Below are 18,185 nucleotides of genomic sequence, written 5' to 3' on the forward strand. Positions count from 1 at the left end.
ATCAGCTTCTCAAGACGATCCGGTTGATCTGGCCGTTGCGTTCGATGTCGAGACGCCAGACACGTGGCGGGGTTTTGGTAATGACCTCCAGCATGCGCGCGCTTTCGATTTCCTGATCGTTGATGGCCCGCACAATGTCACCGGGACGCAATCCAACCCGCTGAGCCGTGCTGCCCGCCTGGATTTCCGAAATCACCACGCCCTCAAACTCGTCGTCGAGGCGCAGTTCATCGGCGACAGCTGGCGACAGGTTCATGACAGTCGCGCCTTCGAACGGCGAGTATTCGGTCAGCTCGCGGGTATCACGCGGTACGGTTTCGGGTGCAGGTTCCAAAACCACGTCGATCTGCTTTTGCTCGCCACTCCGCAGCACTGTAAACCGGGCCACCTCCCCGACAGGCCGTGTTGCAAACCGGTAGCCAAAAGAATCGGGGTCAAGTACTTCCTTGCCGTCAACGGCAACGACGAGATCACTGACCCGGAGCCCGGCGTCCTCAGCAGGCGAGCCTTCAAAAACATTTGTCACGATCACCCCCCGCGGACGGTCGAGTGCCAGCGCCTCTGCAATCTCGGCACCGACCAATTGGACGGTTGCCCCGAGCCAAGGCCGCTGGACCTTCTCTCCCTGGCCTGCCGCCGAAGCCACAAACCTGGCCATATGCGCCGGAATGGCAAAGCCGATACCGTTCGAACCGCCGGAACGTGAGAAAATCGCCGTGTTGATGCCGACCAGCTTGCCGGTCATATCCACCAATGCTCCGCCGGAATTGCCCGGGTTAATCGCTGCATCGGTCTGAATGAAGAACTGATAGTCTGTCACGCCAACCTGGGTGCGGGCGAGTGCCGAAACAATGCCTTGGGTCACGGTTTGACCGACACCGAAAGGATTACCGATCGCGAGCACAATGTCTCCAACCTCCAAACTGTCAGAGTCGGCGAACGTTACCTTGTCGAAGGGGCCTTCGTCCTGAATCTGCAAAACGGCAAGATCGGTGCGTTCGTCCTTCAGAACGATCTTTGCGTCGTACTCACGCCGGTCATTCAACGCGACCCGGACCTCGTCGGCGTCCTTGATAACATGGTGGTTGGTGATAACGATGCCGTCTTCTGAAATGATCACGCCCGATCCCAGCGACGACTGCACGCGCTGTTGGGGACGCGACAGACCAGGTCCCGGTTCGCCAAAAAAGCGGCGGAAGAACGGATCGTCAAAAAACGGCGATACCCGGCGCTGCTGCACGACTTTCCGGCTGGCGTAGACATTCACGACCGCCGGCGCCACATCCTTGACGATCGGCGCAAAAGACAGCTTGATCTCCTGCTCGCTGGTCGGAACGAGCCGAAGGTCGGCCTCTGACACGGTTTGTGCTGCCGCCCATCCCGGCAGGGAACACAGACCCAGTCCCGCCAGCACAGCAAGCTGCGCAAAACGGATTGCTGCGAATTTGCCCATAGCACTCTCCTTGTTTCCGAATCTGCCAATCGGCTGTTCGATTATCCGACAGATAGGGATAAAGAGAGGCAGGCAAAATGAAAAGGCCGCCGAAATCACGGCGGCCTGTTAAACTGTGAGTTCCCCGTGAACTTAAGCAGAGCGGACCTGTTTCAGGAAGACGCGCACTTCGCTGTCCAGATGATCCGCCTCACGAACGAGATCCGAGACGCGTTCAACAAAGTTGGTTGCGGCAAGATTCGTCTGCTCGGACATGGAAGACACCGCTCCGATATCCATAGACACACTGGACGTTCCGCTGGCGGCCCGTTGCGTGTTCTCTGCGATGCCTTTGGTCGCATAGCTCTGTTCGGTCACCGCTGCGGCAACTTCCGTGACCGACGATGAGATGTCACCGATTGTTTCTTGAATATCGCCGATGGCGGAGACCGCATCATCCGTCGCGGTCCGGATCGCATCGACCTGCTGCTGGATTTCGCCGGTTGCCTTCCCGGTTTGTGAGGCAAGTTCCTTGACCTCCGCAGCCACGACCGCAAAGCCCTTGCCCGCCTCTCCGGCGCGCGCGGCTTCAATCGTGGCATTCAAGGCCAGGAGATTGGTCTGATCCGCGATATCGCTGATCAAGGTGATAACCTCGCCGATCCGGTTTGCCGCCTCGGCCAGCGAGCGCACGGTTCCGTTTGTCGATTGAGCCTTTGAATTGGCGGTCTCAGCAACGCCGGTGGAGCGTTCAATGAGCTCCGAAATCTGCTGGATTGAACTCGACAACTGGTCGGAAGCAGATGCAATCGATTGCACCTCGGTCATGGCTTCCTGAGAATCAGCGGCCGCACGTGCGGAGGTTTCCCCGGAGTTTTGCGTCAGGTCACGCATTTCGTTGGCAGAGTGTTGAAGGTCAGACGCAGATTTGGCAACGTGATCGACAAGCTTGCCGACTGTTGCCTCAAACTCCGCCGCCAATCCGGATAGCATTTCGCGCCGTTCCATATCGCGCCGTTCGGCTTCTTGTGCATCCCGGGCAGCCTTGCGTTCGTGTTCTTCCTGCGCGTTCTGTCGGATCTGGACCACCGCGCGGCCAATATCCCCAATCTCATCGCCGCGGTTCGCCGCAGAGATTTCCGCCTGGGTATCCCCCCGGGCAATATCGCTGAGTGCGGCGGCCAGCAAGCCAAGCGGCCGGGTGATCGAGCGGGAAAACAACAATGCAATGACGGCGCAGATAGCAACTGTGATCAGCGTGGAGAGGATCATCGAATTCCGCATCTCGACGACGCTGCCAAGGGCTTCTTGCTCCGCGCGCTCGGCGATCACCGACCACTGCGCCGAACCGAAAGCCACCGGCTCAGCCGCAGTGAGCCGCGCCAGGCCATCAGCGCCGGTCACCGTCCCGGCAGCGGGGATGCCAGAACCGGCTTCTGCGATGACGGCATTGTTCAGTGTTTTTGTAAGAGCGGTAGGCTCTTCAGCCAAAGGCTGGTCCGTCACCAACGTCCCGTTGCTGTCCACCACATAGACTTGGCCTGTCTCCCCCAACCCTTCACGGTCGGCGATAATATCCCCCAGGTAATCCGGCCCGATGCGCATCACCACCACACCGGCAAGTTTTTCGCCAGAAACCGAGGACTGGTACACCGGCTGGGCGGCAAATAAAGACGGCTTGTTGTCTGCGGGCTGGTAGAGTGCAAACTCTGAGAAGACCTGCTCTCCGCTTTCCGCCCCAAGTGCCGCATCGAATACGGTTTGCATGGGGGATCCGGCAAGGTTTCCGGATGTCACATTTTCGAGAAAGTCAGCCGATTTGGTGACCGAATATATGACCAAACCATCCCGGTTCAGAACATAGATGTCGCCATAACCGCCATTGGCCCAGGTGGACCGGAAGCTGCCATGAACCTCGGTATGACGCCAAGCATACATGGTCTTGTTGTCTTTGCCGTCCAGTTCCGCACGGGCTTCCGCGGTAGACCCACCGGGCTGGAAATATTCGCTCAGTGCCGGACGGTCCTTTTCGAGATTCGTGAGCGCGCGCTCCATGTCGGAAAGAGCAAGTGCAGCCCCTGCCCCGGTCGCCATATTGGACAAATCGGCCGCCGCATTTCCGAGGCGGACCTGAACAAGATCCCGGCGCGCTTTCGCCACCATGGCCAATTCGCTTTCAACGGCAAAAACAAGGCCGGAACGCGCATTCAGGTAACCGCCGATCCCAACGGCGATGCAGGACGCCAACGTGACGCCAACCATAAGCGCCGGAACCACAACGGATAACTTGAAAATGCTTTTTGGGCGTATCTCGCCTTTGGCCGACTGCATTCGTTCCCCCATAGTCCGCAACTGTTAGGGCATGATGCAAGTATCATTGTTAAAATTAGCATAATCAAATGCGTAAGAGCTTCGCTATTTGAAATAATCGAAACAAAAACGAAAAAGGCGGCCAGTCGGCCGCCTTTCCCAAATGGATTTTCGTATTGCTTACGCTGCGGTTTCAGCAACCGCTTCGCTTGCTTCAACACGCGCGCGGTCGTCTGCACCGCGGGCTTCGGGATCGCGATCAACCAATTCGATCACAGCGAGCGGTGCGTTGTCGCCATACCGGAAACCGGCTTTCAGAACGCGGCAGTAACCGCCATTGCGTTCCTTGTAGCGCTCGCCAAGCGTGTCAAACAGCTTGCGGACCATGGCAGCGTCGCGGATCTGCGAAATTGCCTGGCGGCGTGCGTGAAGATCACCGCGCTTGCCCAAAGTGATGAGCTTGTCGATGATCGGCTTCATTTCTTTGGCCTTTGGCAGGGTCGTGACGATCTGTTCGTGCTTGATCAGCGACGCTGCCATGTTTGCGAACATAGCCTTGCGGTGGCTAGAGGTCCGGTTGAGCTTGCGGCCGGCTTTACCGTGGCGCATGGCCCTCTCCTTTTCGTTTCAGGCAGTCTTTCAGCTTCTATCTGAAACTTGCCCGGTTGCTCCGTGAAGGACGCGAACGCCCTTAATACTGATGGTCTTCGTAACGCTTTGCGAGATCTTCGATATTCTCCGGCGGCCAGTTCGCGACCTCCATGCCGAGATGGAGACCCATCTGGGCGAGAACTTCTTTGATCTCGTTCAGCGACTTGCGGCCGAAATTCGGCGTGCGCAGCATTTCCGCTTCGGTCTTCTGAATGAGATCGCCAATATACACGATATTGTCGTTCTTCAGGCAGTTGGCCGAACGGACCGACAATTCCAGTTCGTCGACTTTCTTCAAGAGCGCAGGATTGAACGCGAGTTCCGGGACGGTGTCCTCGGCGACTTCACGCTGCGGCTCTTCGAAATTGACGAAGATGGACAGCTGGTCCTGAAGGATGCGCGCAGCAAAAGCGACCGCGTCATCCGGTTTCACCGAACCGTCGGTTTCAACGGTCAGGGTAAGCTTGTCGTAGTCGAGAACCTGTCCTTCACGGGTGTTTTCCACCTTGTAGGAAACTTTCTTGACCGGGGAGTAAAGACTGTCGACCGGGATGAGTCCGATCGGAGCGTCTTCCGGGCGGTTCCGGTCGGACGAATGATAGCCCTTACCGGTGTTGACCGTGAACTCCATGCGGATTTCCGCACCCTCGTCCAGCGTGCAGAGCACGAGGTCCGGGTTCAGGACTTCCACATCGCCGACTGTCTGAATGTCGCCTGCCGTAACAACGCCTGGGCCCTGCTTGCGCACGACCATCCGCTTTGGGCCTTCGCCTTCCATGCGGATTGCGATTTCCTTGATGTTCAAGACGATGTCAGTAACATCTTCACGAACACCTGGGATCGACGAAAATTCATGCAGCACGCCGTCGATCTGAACAGCGGTCACCGCAGCGCCCTGCAGAGAAGACAGCAGGATGCGGCGCAGCGCGTTGCCCAAAGTCAGTCCGTAGCCGCGTTCCAACGGCTCTGCAACAACGGTCGCAACAAAGCGCGGGTCATCACCCGGCTTGATTTCGAGCTTTGTTGGCTTGATCAGTTCTTGCCAATTTTTCTGAATGGTCACGTTTTCGTCCCTTCGGCTATCCCGCCCGGCTCTTCAGGTCCGGGCTATTCTTTGCCACTGGAGAAACAGGAACCTAAGGCAAGAAGCCTTAGACGCGGCGGCGCTTGCGCGGACGGCAACCGTTGTGCGGGATCGGCGTCACATCGCGGATCGACGTGATGAGGAACCCGGCGGCCTGAAGCGCGCGCAGAGCGGACTCACGACCCGAACCTGGACCACGAACTTCAACTTCCAAAGTGCGCATGCCATGTTCCGCTGCTTTCTTGGCCGCGTCTTCCGCTGCGATCTGAGCCGCATACGGCGTGGACTTACGAGAACCCTTGAAGCCGAGAGCACCTGCGGACGACCAGGAAATCGCATTACCCTGAGCGTCTGTGATCGTGATCATGGTGTTGTTGAACGTGGAATTCACGTGTGCGACGCCAGAAGAAATGTTCTTGCGTTCGCGGCGACGCACGCGCGTCGTTTCTTTTGCCATTTTGTTGTCCTTTTATTGATCTCGTCACTGCCGTAATTCCGGCAGCTCCACCACCAATCCCGTGAAGATTACTTCTTCTTACCGGCGATCGGTTTTGCCGGACCCTTGCGGGTGCGGGCATTCGTGTGCGTCCGCTGACCACGGACCGGAAGGCCGCGGCGGTGACGCAGGCCGCGGTAGCAGCCAAGGTCCATAAGACGCTTGATGTTCATTGCCGTTTCGCGGCGCAGATCACCTTCAACAATGTAGTCGCGGTCGATCGCTTCGCGGATCTGAAGCACTTCGGCATCCGACAATTCATTCACGCGCCGTTCAGCAGAGATGTTTGCCTTTTCGGTGATTTCCTGAGCAAACTTCGGGCCAATGCCGTGAATGTACTGAAGCGCAATAACAACGCGCTTGTTTGTCGGAATGTTAACGCCAGCAATACGTGCCACTGTCAGTCTCCATGTCATGCGGGCTTGGCCCGCGTTCTTTATTATGCTCCGCGTCCGGTGGAGGCCGGCCCTTGCAGAGAGTGAATGCGCAAAAACGCCCCGGCATCGGCCGTGAGTGCCCAAGCACAGAATGTGCCGTACCCATGTTGAGACGGGTACGGCACAAAACCTTTGGATAGAGCGCGTCGTTTAACGACTCTAAACCTTTTCGTCAAGACCCTGCAGAAGGCTCTCAATAGACGCTGTTACGTCGTCAATTGCCTGCATGCCGTCAATCACGGAAAGCAGTCCCGTTTTCTCGTAATAAGGGACAACGACAGCCGTATCCCTATTGTAAGCTTCGAGACGCTGCTTGAACACTTCCGGATCATCGTCTTTGCGCACCGGCTCGCCTGCGGCTTTCGCCTGCTCTGCCCGATTGATGATCCGATCGACCAGTTTAGACTGATCGACACGCAGCTCGATTACCGCGTTCAGCTTCATGCCGCCATCGGCGAGCATCGAATCCAGAGCCTCTGCCTGAGCAAGCGTGCGTGGGAAACCATCGAGGATGAAACCGTTCTTGGCGTCGTCCTCCGCAATACGGTCCTTGATGATACCGACGACGATCTCGTCGGACACCAAACCACCGGCATCCATGACTTCCTTTGCCTTCAAACCCACCGGGGTCTGGGCAGCAACAGCTGCCCGCAACATGTCGCCCGTGGAGAGCTGAGGAATTCCGTGTTGTTCGACGAGGCGCGCGGCCTGTGTTCCCTTCCCCGCACCCGGCGGTCCAACCAGAATAAGCCTCATCGGCGTTTCCCCCTCAGTTTTGCTTTTTTCACCAGACCCTCATACTGGTGCGCAAGCAAGTGGCCCTGGATCTGCGAAACGGTATCCATGGTCACGCTGACGACGATCAGCAGTGAGGTCCCCCCGAAATAGAACGGAACGCCTGTCGCCGAAATGAGGAATTCGGGTAATAGACAAACGAGGGTGATATAAAGTGCACCCACCACCGTAATACGAGTTAGTACGTAATCAATATATTGGGCCGTCCGCTCCCCCGGACGGATTCCGGGAATGAACCCGTTGTGCTTCTTCAAGTTGTCAGCGGTATCGCTCGGATTGAAGACAATCGCCGTGTAGAAGAAACAGAAGAAGATGATCATGGCGGCATAAAACACCATGAACAAAGGCTGGCCATGGCCAAGCAGCGCGGTAATCGTGGTCAGCCACTCGTTGCCCGAGCCGCCACCGGCCGAAAAGCCCGAGATCGTTGCCGGAACCAGAAGCAGCGACGACGCAAAAATTGGCGGAATGACACCAGCCGTGTTCAGCTTCAAAGGCAGGAACGAGGTATTGCCCTCGAACATCCGGTTGCCCATCTGCCGCTTCGGATACTGGATCAATAGACGCCGCTGCGCCCGTTCCATGAACACGATGAACGCGATTACGACAACTGCCAGAATGATGACCGCGAGGATGATCCACGTTGCCAGCGCACCTTGGCGGCCCAACTCGAGAGTCGAAACGATCGCGGAAGGCAGACCTGCGACGATGCCGGCGAAAATGATCAACGAGATCCCGTTACCAATGCCGCGCGATGTGATTTGCTCACCCAGCCACATCAGGAACATGGTGCCGCCGACCAGCGTAATGACAGTCGAGGCCCGGAAGAACCAACCCGGATCGGTCACAACGTTTGTCGCGCCTTCAAGACCAACGGCAATACCGTAAGCCTGGAACGCTGCGAGAATCACGGTGCCGTAGCGCGTGTACTGGTTGATGACCTTTCGGCCCTGCTCACCCTCCTTCTTCATCTGCTCAAGCGACGGCACGACGGTCGTCATAAGCTGCATGATAATGGAGGCGGAGATGTACGGCATGATGCCGAGGGCGAAGATGGCCATACGCTCCACAGCACCACCGGCAAACATGTTGAACATGCCGATGATGCCGGACTGAGCCTGGTTAAAGGCCTGCGCAAACGCATCAGGATTGATCCCGGGCAACGGAATGTAAGTGCCCAGTCGATAAACCAAAAGCGCCCCCAGTGTGAACCAGATGCGCTTCTTGAGTTCTTCAGCCTTGGCGAAAGCTGAGAAATTTAAATTTGACGCCAGTTGCTCGGCGGCCGATGCCATGCCCTACTCCGGATATTCCTTGCCGACTGATTGGGAAAGCCCAGGCCGTTAGGCCTGAGCTCCCGGAACGACGACTTTTCCGCCAGCCTTCTCAACCGCTGCGATAGCGGCTTTGGAGGCTCCGGCGATTTCGAAAGTCACTGCGGACTTCAGCTCGCCATCGCTGACAAGACGAACGCCATCGCGTACGCGCTTGACAACTCCAGCGGCTTTCAGTGCCTCGACCGTAACGGTCTGCGATCCGTCGAGCTTACCAGCTTCGATGGCAGTTTGAACACGGCCGAGGGACACAACATTGTAGTCCTTGGCAAAAATGTTCGTGAAGCCGCGCTTTGGAAGACGGCGATGCAATGGCATCTGACCACCTTCGAAGCCTTTGATCGCAACACCCGAGCGGGATTTTTGACCCTTGACGCCACGGCCACCGGTCTTGCCCTTGCCAGAGCCGATGCCCCGGCCGACGCGCATGCGGTCCTTTACGGCACCTTCATTGTCACGAAGTTCGTTGAGCTTCATGTTTCTCTCTCCTCACCCCGTGTTCAAGCGTTGTCTTCGACGACGCGTACGAGATGCTGGACCTTATTGATCATGCCGCGCACTTCAGGAGTATCCTTCAGCGTCGAACGGCGGTGCATCTTGTTCAGGCCGAGACCGATTAGCGTCGCACGCTGGTCCTTAGGACGGCGCAGCGTGCTACCGGTTTGCTCGACCGTAATGGTCTTTTCGGTGTTCGCCATGGAACTTACCCTCGTTCAAGTGGGAACCGCGTCCGCTGAGATCAAGCCTCAGCGGCGGCCGGTGCCACGTCGTCGTTGTTGTCCCGGCGGCGTGCCTGCAACACCGAGACCTTAAGGCCGCGGCGCGCTGCAACGGAGCGCGGGCTGTCTTCCTTGGTCAAAGCTGCGAATGTCGCACGAACCATGTTGTACGGGTTCGAAGAGCCAAGAGACTTGGCAACGACGTCCTGCACCCCAAGGGTCTCAAACACCGCACGCATCGGACCACCTGCAATGATACCGGTACCGGCCGGTGCTGCGCGCAGCAGAACCTTACCTGCGCCGTGACGGCCTTCAACATCATGATGAAGCGTCCGGCCCTCGCGCAGTGGCACCCGGATCATGGTCCGCTTAGCCGCTTCCGTTGCCTTGCGGATCGCTTCCGGCACTTCGCGCGCCTTGCCGTGTCCAAAGCCGACGCGGCCCTTCTGATCACCTACCACGACCAGCGCGGCAAAACCGAAGCGACGGCCACCCTTGACCACTTTCGCAACGCGGTTGATGTGAACGAGCTTGTCGACGAATTCGCTGTCGCGCTCGTCGCGGTCGCGATTATCCTGTCTCGCCATTTTATACGTCTTCCGTTCTTAAGAGCGCCAACGGGCGCTGGTCAGAATTCAAGTCCACCTTCACGGGCTGCATCAGCAAGCGCTTTTACGCGCCCATGATACATGTACCCGCCACGGTCGAACACGACCTGCTTGACGCCAGCGGCTACTGCCCGCTCCGCGACAAGCTTGCCGACGGCAGCAGCTGCTGCGGTGTCGGCGCCCGTCTTCAAGGTGCCCTTCAGATCGTTTTCGATCGTCGAGGCCGCGACAATGGTATTCCCTTGCGCATCGTCGATGATCTGAGCGTAGATCTGCTTCGATGAGCGGAAAATAGAAAGCCGCGGACGTCCGTTCGCCACTTTCTTGATAGAACGGCGCACGCGATCGCGGCGGCGTTCGAAAGCATTTTTGCTGTTCGCCATGATCTCGGTCCGTTACTTCTTCTTGCCTTCTTTGCGGACGATAAACTCGTCTGCATACCGCACACCCTTGCCCTTGTAGGGCTCTGGCGAACGGAATTCGCGGATTTCTGCCGCAACCTGACCAACAGTCTGCTTGTCGATCCCCGAGATAACAATCTCAGTCGGTTTTGGGCACTTGATGTCGATCCCGGTCGGGATCGGATAAACCACATCGTGCGAGAAACCCAGCGCGAGCTGAAGGTTCTGACCTTGGACCTGGGCACGGTAACCAACACCGGTGATGGCCAGCTGCTTCACAAAACCGGAGCTGACGCCGGTAATGATGTTCTGAACCATGGTACGGCTCATGCCCCACATGGAGCGAGCCTTCTTGGACGTGCCGCGCGGATCAACCTTGATCCCGTCGTCTGTCATTTCGGCCAGAACGTTGTCGTTCAGGACGAAGGAGAGTTCTCCCTTCGGGCCCTTTACCGATACCGTCTGACCGTCGATCGATGCCGTTACCCCGCTTGGCACGGGGACTGGCTTTTTGCCAATACGAGACATTTGACCAACCTTGTCGTTGTTTTAAAAGCGAGTGTGCCGCATCAGAAGACGCGACACAGAACCTCGCCACCTACGTTTTCGTCCCGCGCCTGATGGTCGCTCATGACGCCGCGCGGAGTCGAAAGGATCGACACGCCCAGCCCATTAGAAACATGCGGGATGTTTTTCACCGAAGAATACACCCGACGGCCTGGCTTGGACACGCGCTCAATCGTGCGGATCACCGGCTCGCCGTCAAAGTATTTCAGTTCGATTTCCAACTCGGACTTGCCGCCGTCGTAGTCAACCGTGGTGAAGCCACGGATGTACCCTTCCTTGGCGAGCACTTCAAGTACGTGCGCGCGCAATTTTGAATTCGGCGAGCTAACCTTGTTCTTCCGGCGCATCTGCGCGTTCCGAATCCGGGTCAGCATATCCCCCAACGGATCAGAAATTGCCATGGGAGTATCTCCTTACCAGCTCGACTTGACCAGGCCCGGGATCTTGCCCAGGGAACCCAGTTCACGAAGCGCAATACGGGACATCTTGAGCTTGCGATAGTAACCGCGCGGACGGCCTGACACTTCACACCGGTTACGAATCCGGTTCGGTGCAGAGTTCCGTGGCAGTTTTGCAAGCTTGAGACGTGCGTTGTAACGCTCCTCAAGGCTCAGGCTTTCGTCTTTAGCCATCGCCTTGAGAGCTGCGCGCTTCTCAGCGTATTTCTTGACAAGCTTCTCACGACGCTTGTTTTTCTCGACCGCGCTCTTCTTCGCCATCGTTGTTCCTCGTTCCTTTCCCGTATGCCGCTAATTACTTAGTGAACGGGAAGTTGAACGCGCGTAGCAACTCACGCGCTTCGTCATCATTCGGAGCCGAAGTGCAGACGATCACGTCCATACCCCAGATCTGGTCGACTTTGTCGTACTCGATTTCCGGGAACACGATATGCTCCTTGATGCCCATGGCATAGTTGCCACGACCGTCGAAGCTCTTCGGGCTCAGACCGCGAAAGTCACGTACGCGCGGCAGCGCGATTGTGATCATACGGTCCAGAAAATCGTACATTTGCTGGCGGCGCAGCGTAACTTTCACACCCAGCGGCATGCCTTCACGGACCTTGAAAGTCGCGATCGACTTTTTCGCCTTGGTGATGACCGGCTTCTGGCCGGCGATCAGTGCGAGGTCTTCAGCTGCAGTGCGAGCCTTTTTGGAATCGCCAACTGCTTCGCCGACACCGATGTTGAGCACGATCTTTTCGATTTTTGGAACCTGCATGGGGTTCTTGTAACCGAACTTATCCTGCAACTGCTTGCGCACGACTTCATCGTAGTGCGTCCGCAGACGCGGCACGTATTGGGTCTCAGCCATCGATCAGGTCTCCCGAGCGCTTGGCCACACGGACCTTTGTGCCATCGTCCTGCACCTTGAAGCCGACGCGGGTCGCCTTGCCGTCCTTCGGATCGGCAAGAGCAATATTCGACAGGTGAATCGGAGCTTCTTTGGCAACGATACCTGCTTCTTGCGTTTGCGTCTGGCGCTGGTGACGACGAACCATGTTCACACCGCGTACCAGGGCTTTGTTGTCGGCGGTCCACATCTGGATGACTTCGCCGGACTTACCCTTGTCGCGACCGGTGAGCACGACAACCGTGTCGCCTTTTTTAATTTTCGCAGCCATCAGAGCACCTCCGGCGCGAGCGATATAATTTTCATGTGGTTCTTTGCACGGAGTTCGCGCGGCACCGGACCAAAGATACGGGTGCCGACCGGCTCCTTATTGTTGTTGACCAGTACGGCCGCGTTGCGGTCGAACCGGATCACGCTGCCATCGGGACGGCGAATGTCATTTGCCGTACGCACGACGACTGCCTTCATCACGTCGCCCTTTTTAACACGGCCCCGCGGGATAGCTTCTTTAACGGAGACGACGATGATATCGCCAACCTTCGCATACTTCCGCTTGGAGCCGCCGAGCACTTTGATGCACATGACACGACGCGCGCCGGAATTATCCGCGACGTCGAGGTTTGTTTGCATCTGAATCATGACTGGCTGCCTTGTTCTTCTATTGACGCACCTGTCACGGGCGCCTGATGCTCACCTGACGGAGCGCGGTCACTGGGTGACCACGGTCCAACGTTTGTTCTTCGAAATTGGCGCGCACTCTTCGATCTGAACGGTGTCGCCAACCTTGTATTGGTTGCTTTCGTCATGTGCGCGGTACTTCTTGGTCCGGCGCACAGTCTTCTTCAGCAGCGGGTGCGTAAAGCGGCGCTCTACGTTGACCGTCACCGTTTTGTCATTGGCGTCGCCGACTACGGTGCCCTGCAAGATACGCTTTGGCATTGCCGTCTCCTTAAGCGTTCGCCGACACGCGCTTTTCGCGCATGATCGTCTGGATGCGGGCGATATCGCGGCGGATTTGCCGGACGCGCCCTGTATTTTCGAGCTGACCCGTTGCCTTTTGGAAGCGCAGATTGAACTGCTCCTTCTTGAGGCCCTCAAGCTCCGCACGGAGCTCGTCGAGAGTCTTTGCTCTTACGTCAGTTGCCTTCATGGCTCTAACTCCTCGACTGCTTATTCAGCGATGCGCTGAACAAAGCGGCACTTGATCGGCAGCTTGGCTGCGGCGAGACGCATTGCTTCACGCGCTACGTCTTCCGACACACCGTCGATTTCGAACATGATCCGGCCAGGCTTGACGCGGCAAGCCCAGTAATCCGGAGAACCCTTACCTTTACCCATGCGGACTTCGGCCGGCTTCGATGAAACCGGGAGGTCCGGGAAGATACGGATCCATACGCGACCCGCACGCTTCATATGGCGGGTCATGGCACGGCGGGCCGCTTCGATCTGACGCGCTGTGACACGCTCTGGCTCAACTGCCTTCAGACCGTAAGCGCCGAAGTTGAGGTCTGTGCCCCCCTTCGACAAGCCGTGGATGCGGCCCTTGTGCTGCTTGCGGAACTTCGTTCGCTTCGGTTGCAGCATCGTTTTTCTCTCGTTTCTCGTGTTACGGGAGCAGCAAGCAGCTTAATTAAGCTGCGCGCTCACGACCCCGATCCCGGCGTCCGCCGCGATCACCCTGGTTGTTGTCCGAGCCTGCCGTCGCGCGCTTTTCAGACGCCATCGGATCATGCTCGAGGATTTCACCCTTGAAGATCCAAACCTTCACACCGCACACGCCATAAGCCGTGTGAGCGGAAGCGACACCGTAGTCGATGTCGGCACGCAGGGTGTGCAGTGGCACGCGGCCTTCACGGTACCACTCGATACGCGCGATTTCCGCGCCACCAAGACGGCCACCACAGTTGATCCGGATGCCCTGAGCGCCGAGGCGCATGGCCGACTGAACGGCCCGTTTCATGGCACGGCGGAATGCAACACGGCGTTCCAGCTGCTGTGCAATCGAAGCGGCGACCAGCGTCGCGTCGATTTCCGGCTTGCGCACTTCAACAATGTTGATGTGCACTTCCGAATTCGTGATGTCGGCAATCTTCTTGCGAAGACGCTCGATATCCGCACCTTTTTTACCGATCACGACACCCGGACGGCCGGAGTGGATCGTGACGCGGCACTTTTTGTGCGGGCGCTCGATAACGATCTTGGAGACCGCTGCCTGCTTCAATTCCTTCATCAGGAATTCGCGGATGCGGAAATCTTCATGAAGAAGATCCCCATACTCACCCTTAGGCGCAAACCAGCGCGAATCCCAGGTACGGTTGATCCCGAGGCGCATGCCGATCGGGTTTACTTTATGTCCCATCAGGCAGTCTCCTCGACTTCACGCACAACGATGGTCAGGTTCGAGAACGGCTTCTCGATCCGGCCAACACGGCCACGGGCACGGGCTTGGAACCGCTTGATCACAAACGCCTTGCCAACGTGCGCCTCGGCAACGACCAGGTTGTCGATGTCGAGATCGTGGTTGTTTTCCGCATTCGCGATCGCAGACATGAGCGTCTTCTTGACGTCTTGTGCAATGCGCTTGCGGGAGAATGTCAGATCCGCAAGTGCGGAGCCGACCTTCTTGCCGCGGATAGCAGCCGCAACGAGGTTCAGCTTGCGGGGAGAGACACGGATCATCCGTGTCATTGCCCGGGCCTCGTTGTCAGCGAGCGTCCGCTCACGCTTCGGCTTGCCCATCGTTACTTCCTCTTCGCCTTCTTGTCGGCGCCATGTCCGTAGTAGGTCCGGGACGGTGAGAACTCACCGAACTTGTGACCAATCATCTCTTCAGACACCAGCACCGGAACGTGCTTTTGACCGTTGTAGACGCCGAAGGTAAGACCAACGAACTGCGGCAGGATCGTCGAGCGGCGGCTCCAGGTCTTGATAACCTCGTTCCGGCCGGATTCACGAACCTTGTCCGCTTTCTTCAGCAGATACCCGTCGACAAACGGACCTTTCCAGATCGAACGTGCCACGATCCTTGCCCTTTACTTCTTACGCGCGTGGCGGCTGCGGACGATATACTTATCAGTCTGCTTGTTGCGCCGCGTGCGCTTACCTTTGGTCGGCTTACCCCAAGGGGTAACCGGATGACGTCCGCCCGAAGTCCGGCCTTCACCACCACCATGCGGGTGGTCGATCGGGTTCATTGCAACACCGCGTGTGTGCGGAACCCGGCCCAGCCAGCGCGAACGTCCAGCCTTACCCAGGTTGATGTTCGCATGATCGGGATTTGATACTGCGCCGACGGTTGCCATGCAGGTGCCGAGAACCCGGCGCTGCTCACCAGACATCAGACGCAGTGTTGTGTAGCCCTGGTCACGGCCGACAACTTGAACAAAAGCACCCGCAGACCGCGCCAACTGCGCACCCTTGCCCGGCTTAAGCTCGATGTTGTGAACGATCGTGCCCACCGGAATGGATGCCAGCGGCATCGCGTTGCCCGGCTTCACGTCGACAGACTGACCTGCAACCACTTTGTCGCCAGCGGCAAGACGCTGCGGCGCCAGGATGTAGCTCAGTTCACCGTCTTCGTAACGGAGCAGGGCGATGAATGCGGTCCGGTTTGGATCGTATTCAAGGCGCTCAACCGTTGCCGGAACGTCCCACTTGCGGCGCTTGAAATCCACAAGACGGTAAGTCCGCTTGTGACCGCCACCACGGTTGGGAGCCGTCAAACGGCCGGTGTTGTTACGGCCGCCAGATTTGGACAGGCCTTCGGTCAAGATCTTAACCGGTTTGCCCTTCCACAGATCCGAGCGGTCAACCTGTACGAGCTGACGGCGGCCCGGCGACGTGGGATTGAATGTCTTCAGTGCCATTTTCTTGTCCCCGCCTTAGAGCCCGGTGGTCACGTCAATGCCGTGACCTTCCTGAAGCGTTACGACGGCCTTCTTGAAGTCGGACTGACGGCCGATCCGGCCACGGAAGCGCTTTACCTTGCCCTTGCGGACCAAGGTGTTCACAGCCGTGACTTTCACACCAAACAGTGCTTCCACAGCAGCCTTGATTTCCGGCTTGGTCGCGTCGTTTGCGACCTTGAAGACCACCTTATTTTCTTCAGAAGCCATCGTGGACTTCTCGGTGATCACCGGACCAACGATTTTGTCGTAGTGAGGAAGTTTGCTCATTTGAAGCGCTCCTCAAGTGCTGACACCGCTGCCTTGGTCAACACAAGCGTGTTGGCGCGCATGACGTCATATACGTTGATACCCTGCACCGGCAAAACGTCCACATGCGGGATGTTCCGGGACGCCAGTGCGAAGTTCTGGTCCAGCTCAGCACCGTCGATGATCAGCGCGCTCGACAGACCCAGCTTCGAGAACTGAGACTTGAGAGCCTTGGTCTTCGCTTCAGCCGCCTTGGCGTCTTCGACGATGATCAGGCTTTCTGCCTTCGCCTTGGCGGACAGAACGTGCTTCAAGCCGAGGGCCCGAACCTTCTTCGGCAATTCATGGCCGTGATCGCGTACGACCGGACCGAATGCACGGCCGCCACCGCGAAACTGCGGAGCCTTTTTGTTGCCGTGACGTGCACCGCCGGAACCTTTCTGGCGTACGAATTTCTTCGTAGAACCAGTGACTTCCGAACGGCCGAGCGTCTTGTGGCTGCCGACCTGGCGCTTTGCCAGCTGCCAGCGCACCACACGGTGGATCAGATCGGTGCGCGGTTCGAGACCGAAAATCTCGTCAGACACCGTGATCGAACCGGCCGCCCCGCCTTCGAGGGTCTTGACCTCAAGTTCCATCACTCACTCTCCTTCCCGGCGGCTTCGGCAGCTTCCGGAGCCTTGAAAGCTCCAGGGACCGGAACACCTTCCGGCAGCGCCTTCTTGATCGCGTCGCGAACCAGGATCCAGCCGCCTTTGGCGCCCGGAACAGAGCCCTCGACCATGATCAGGCCGCGTTCAACATCAGTGCGCACAACCTTCAGGTTCTGCGTGGTCACACGGACATCGCCCATGTGACCGGCCATCTTCTTGCCCTTGAACACGCGGCCCGGATCCTGACACTGACCGGTCGAACCGTGAGAACGGTGCGAGATCGAGTTACCGTGGGATGCGCGGCCACCACCGAAGTTGTGGCGCTTCATCACACCGGCAAAACCCTTACCGATCGATGTGCCGGTGACGTCAACGAACTGGCCTTCAACGAAATGGTCGGCGGTGATTTCCGCACCCACATCGATCAGGTTGTCGTTCGACACCCGGAACTCGGCCACAGTGCGCTTCGGCTCGACCTTCGCAATAGCGAAATGGCCGCGCTGCGCCTTAGGCGTGTTCTTGACTTTGGCCGCACCAGCGCCGAGCTGCAGCGCTGTGTAGCCGTTCTTTTCTTCAGTCCGGTGGGCAACCACCTGACACTTTTCCAGCCGCAATACTGTGACTGGAACATGTTCACCCGCATCGTTGTAGATGCGTGTCATGCCCACCTTCTGAGCGATCACTCCAGAACGCATAGACGTGTCCCCTTCGATCCGCCTCAGAGCTTAATCTCGACGTCCACACCAGCGGCCAGGTCGAGCTTCATCAGCGCGTCCACCGTCTGGGGCGTCGGATCAACGATGTCGAGAAGGCGCTTATGCGTCCGCATCTCGAACTGATCGCGGCTTTTCTTATCGATATGCGGTCCGCGAAGCACTGTGTACTTCTCGATCCGCGTCGGCAGCGGTACGGGTCCCCGTACCTGTGCACCGGTCCGCTTTGCCGTATTGACGATCTCCTTGGTGGAGGCGTCGAGAATACGGTGGTCAAATGCCTTAAGGCGGATCCGGATATTCTGACCGTTCATTTCAGAGTTCCCGAGTAGACTGGCGGGCCTGCCGCCGATTGTTACCAATGAGCCGGCAGGCCCTACCGTCAATTATTCGATGATGGATGCGACGACGCCGGCGCCGACGGTGCGGCCACCTTCGCGGATCGCGAAGCGCAGGCCTTCTTCCATGGCGATCGGCACGA

Annotated in this window: 30 protein-coding genes; all 30 read right to left on the bottom strand. The window is 57.9% G+C overall.

Annotated elements, in window-relative coordinates; genetic code table 11:
- Position 1 precedes the first annotated feature (1 nt).
- Positions 2-1,453 carry a DegQ family serine endoprotease gene (locus tag JM93_RS20400; RefSeq protein ID WP_145347309.1) on the bottom strand — a complete coding sequence of 484 codons (1,452 nt, stop codon included), beginning with the start codon at positions 1,451-1,453 and terminating at the stop codon, positions 2-4.
- Positions 1,454-1,585: 132 nt separating this feature from the next.
- Entirely contained in the window at positions 1,586-3,763 is a 2,178-nt protein-coding gene (locus JM93_RS20405; protein WP_145347311.1) for a methyl-accepting chemotaxis protein, read from the bottom strand.
- Positions 3,764-3,922: 159 nt separating this feature from the next.
- The gene (rplQ, locus tag JM93_RS20410; protein ID WP_145347313.1) at positions 3,923-4,351 is read right to left on the bottom strand and encodes a 50S ribosomal protein L17; all 429 of its coding nucleotides are present in this window, start codon (positions 4,349-4,351) and stop codon (positions 3,923-3,925) included.
- A gap of 82 nt (positions 4,352-4,433) precedes the next feature.
- A complete protein-coding gene (locus tag JM93_RS20415; RefSeq protein WP_145347315.1) occupies positions 4,434-5,456 on the bottom strand; it encodes a DNA-directed RNA polymerase subunit alpha in 1,023 nt (340 codons plus the stop codon).
- An 88-nt stretch (positions 5,457-5,544) separates the two neighbouring features.
- Positions 5,545-5,934, bottom strand: a complete 390-nt coding sequence (gene rpsK / locus JM93_RS20420; protein WP_145347317.1) for a 30S ribosomal protein S11 — start codon at positions 5,932-5,934, stop codon at positions 5,545-5,547.
- Positions 5,935-6,002: 68 nt separating this feature from the next.
- Positions 6,003-6,371, bottom strand: a complete 369-nt coding sequence (gene rpsM / locus JM93_RS20425; protein ID WP_145347319.1) for a 30S ribosomal protein S13 — start codon at positions 6,369-6,371, stop codon at positions 6,003-6,005.
- A gap of 198 nt (positions 6,372-6,569) precedes the next feature.
- Positions 6,570-7,166: an adenylate kinase gene (locus JM93_RS20430; RefSeq protein ID WP_145347321.1), complete on the bottom strand. Its 597-nt coding sequence runs from the start codon at positions 7,164-7,166 to the stop codon at positions 6,570-6,572.
- Positions 7,163-8,500 carry a preprotein translocase subunit SecY gene (secY, locus tag JM93_RS20435; protein ID WP_145347323.1) on the bottom strand — a complete coding sequence of 446 codons (1,338 nt, stop codon included), beginning with the start codon at positions 8,498-8,500 and terminating at the stop codon, positions 7,163-7,165. Before secY ends, JM93_RS20430 begins: the two co-directional genes overlap by 4 nt.
- A 48-nt stretch (positions 8,501-8,548) precedes the next feature.
- Positions 8,549-9,016 carry a 50S ribosomal protein L15 gene (gene rplO / locus JM93_RS20440; RefSeq protein ID WP_145347325.1) on the bottom strand — a complete coding sequence of 156 codons (468 nt, stop codon included), beginning with the start codon at positions 9,014-9,016 and terminating at the stop codon, positions 8,549-8,551.
- Between the two features lie 23 nt (positions 9,017-9,039).
- Positions 9,040-9,237 carry a 50S ribosomal protein L30 gene (rpmD, locus tag JM93_RS20445; RefSeq protein ID WP_145347327.1) on the bottom strand — a complete coding sequence of 66 codons (198 nt, stop codon included), beginning with the start codon at positions 9,235-9,237 and terminating at the stop codon, positions 9,040-9,042.
- Between the two features lie 41 nt (positions 9,238-9,278).
- Positions 9,279-9,845, bottom strand: a complete 567-nt coding sequence (gene rpsE / locus JM93_RS20450) for a 30S ribosomal protein S5 (protein ID WP_145347329.1) — start codon at positions 9,843-9,845, stop codon at positions 9,279-9,281.
- A gap of 41 nt (positions 9,846-9,886) precedes the next feature.
- Positions 9,887-10,249, bottom strand: a complete 363-nt coding sequence (rplR, locus tag JM93_RS20455; protein ID WP_145347331.1) for a 50S ribosomal protein L18 — start codon at positions 10,247-10,249, stop codon at positions 9,887-9,889.
- Between the two features lie 12 nt (positions 10,250-10,261).
- Positions 10,262-10,795 carry a 50S ribosomal protein L6 gene (rplF, locus tag JM93_RS20460; RefSeq protein WP_145347333.1) on the bottom strand — a complete coding sequence of 178 codons (534 nt, stop codon included), beginning with the start codon at positions 10,793-10,795 and terminating at the stop codon, positions 10,262-10,264.
- Between the two features lie 41 nt (positions 10,796-10,836).
- Positions 10,837-11,235, bottom strand: coding sequence for a 30S ribosomal protein S8 (gene rpsH / locus JM93_RS20465; RefSeq protein WP_145347335.1), 399 nt, complete (start codon positions 11,233-11,235; stop codon positions 10,837-10,839).
- Positions 11,236-11,247: 12 nt separating this feature from the next.
- Positions 11,248-11,553, bottom strand: coding sequence for a 30S ribosomal protein S14 (gene rpsN, locus JM93_RS20470; protein ID WP_145347337.1), 306 nt, complete (start codon positions 11,551-11,553; stop codon positions 11,248-11,250).
- A gap of 34 nt (positions 11,554-11,587) precedes the next feature.
- Entirely contained in the window at positions 11,588-12,145 is a 558-nt protein-coding gene (gene rplE / locus JM93_RS20475) for a 50S ribosomal protein L5 (RefSeq protein ID WP_145347340.1), read from the bottom strand.
- Entirely contained in the window at positions 12,138-12,455 is a 318-nt protein-coding gene (rplX, locus tag JM93_RS20480) for a 50S ribosomal protein L24 (protein WP_145347342.1), read from the bottom strand. Before rplX ends, rplE begins: the two co-directional genes overlap by 8 nt.
- Entirely contained in the window at positions 12,455-12,823 is a 369-nt protein-coding gene (rplN, locus tag JM93_RS20485; protein WP_145347344.1) for a 50S ribosomal protein L14, read from the bottom strand. Before rplN ends, rplX begins: the two co-directional genes overlap by 1 nt.
- 69 nt (positions 12,824-12,892) lie before the next feature.
- Positions 12,893-13,123 carry a 30S ribosomal protein S17 gene (gene rpsQ / locus JM93_RS20490; RefSeq protein WP_145347346.1) on the bottom strand — a complete coding sequence of 77 codons (231 nt, stop codon included), beginning with the start codon at positions 13,121-13,123 and terminating at the stop codon, positions 12,893-12,895.
- Positions 13,124-13,133: 10 nt separating this feature from the next.
- Entirely contained in the window at positions 13,134-13,334 is a 201-nt protein-coding gene (rpmC, locus tag JM93_RS20495; RefSeq protein ID WP_145347348.1) for a 50S ribosomal protein L29, read from the bottom strand.
- 20 nt (positions 13,335-13,354) lie between these two features.
- Positions 13,355-13,768, bottom strand: a complete 414-nt coding sequence (rplP, locus tag JM93_RS20500; RefSeq protein ID WP_145347350.1) for a 50S ribosomal protein L16 — start codon at positions 13,766-13,768, stop codon at positions 13,355-13,357.
- 46 nt (positions 13,769-13,814) lie between these two features.
- Complete coding sequence (gene rpsC / locus JM93_RS20505; protein WP_145347353.1) at positions 13,815-14,543, bottom strand: 30S ribosomal protein S3; 729 nt, start codon at positions 14,541-14,543, stop codon at positions 13,815-13,817.
- Positions 14,543-14,923, bottom strand: a complete 381-nt coding sequence (gene rplV, locus JM93_RS20510) for a 50S ribosomal protein L22 (protein WP_145347355.1) — start codon at positions 14,921-14,923, stop codon at positions 14,543-14,545. The genes rpsC and rplV overlap by 1 nt, the downstream gene beginning before the upstream one ends.
- A gap of 2 nt (positions 14,924-14,925) precedes the next feature.
- Positions 14,926-15,204 (bottom strand): 30S ribosomal protein S19, encoded by a 279-nt coding sequence (gene rpsS, locus JM93_RS20515; RefSeq protein ID WP_022998243.1) that lies wholly within the window; start codon positions 15,202-15,204, stop codon positions 14,926-14,928.
- Between the two features lie 12 nt (positions 15,205-15,216).
- A complete protein-coding gene (gene rplB, locus JM93_RS20520) occupies positions 15,217-16,050 on the bottom strand; it encodes a 50S ribosomal protein L2 (RefSeq protein WP_145347357.1) in 834 nt (277 codons plus the stop codon).
- A gap of 15 nt (positions 16,051-16,065) precedes the next feature.
- Positions 16,066-16,359, bottom strand: coding sequence for a 50S ribosomal protein L23 (locus JM93_RS20525; RefSeq protein WP_145347359.1), 294 nt, complete (start codon positions 16,357-16,359; stop codon positions 16,066-16,068).
- Complete coding sequence (rplD, locus tag JM93_RS20530) at positions 16,356-16,976, bottom strand: 50S ribosomal protein L4 (protein WP_145347361.1); 621 nt, start codon at positions 16,974-16,976, stop codon at positions 16,356-16,358. The genes JM93_RS20525 and rplD overlap by 4 nt, the downstream gene beginning before the upstream one ends.
- On the bottom strand, positions 16,976-17,686 hold the full coding sequence (rplC, locus tag JM93_RS20535; RefSeq protein ID WP_145347363.1) for a 50S ribosomal protein L3: 711 nt from the start codon (positions 17,684-17,686) through the stop codon (positions 16,976-16,978). Before rplC ends, rplD begins: the two co-directional genes overlap by 1 nt.
- A 23-nt stretch (positions 17,687-17,709) precedes the next feature.
- Positions 17,710-18,018 carry a 30S ribosomal protein S10 gene (rpsJ, locus tag JM93_RS20540; protein ID WP_006936455.1) on the bottom strand — a complete coding sequence of 103 codons (309 nt, stop codon included), beginning with the start codon at positions 18,016-18,018 and terminating at the stop codon, positions 17,710-17,712.
- A 72-nt stretch (positions 18,019-18,090) separates the two neighbouring features.
- Positions 18,091-18,185 (bottom strand): EF-Tu C-terminal domain-related protein (locus JM93_RS20545; protein WP_196905488.1); only part of this gene is annotated, 95 nt, incomplete at its 5' end.

This window comes from Roseibium hamelinense (assembly GCF_007830545.1).
Taxonomy (GTDB): Bacteria; Pseudomonadota; Alphaproteobacteria; order Rhizobiales; family Stappiaceae; genus Roseibium; species Roseibium hamelinense.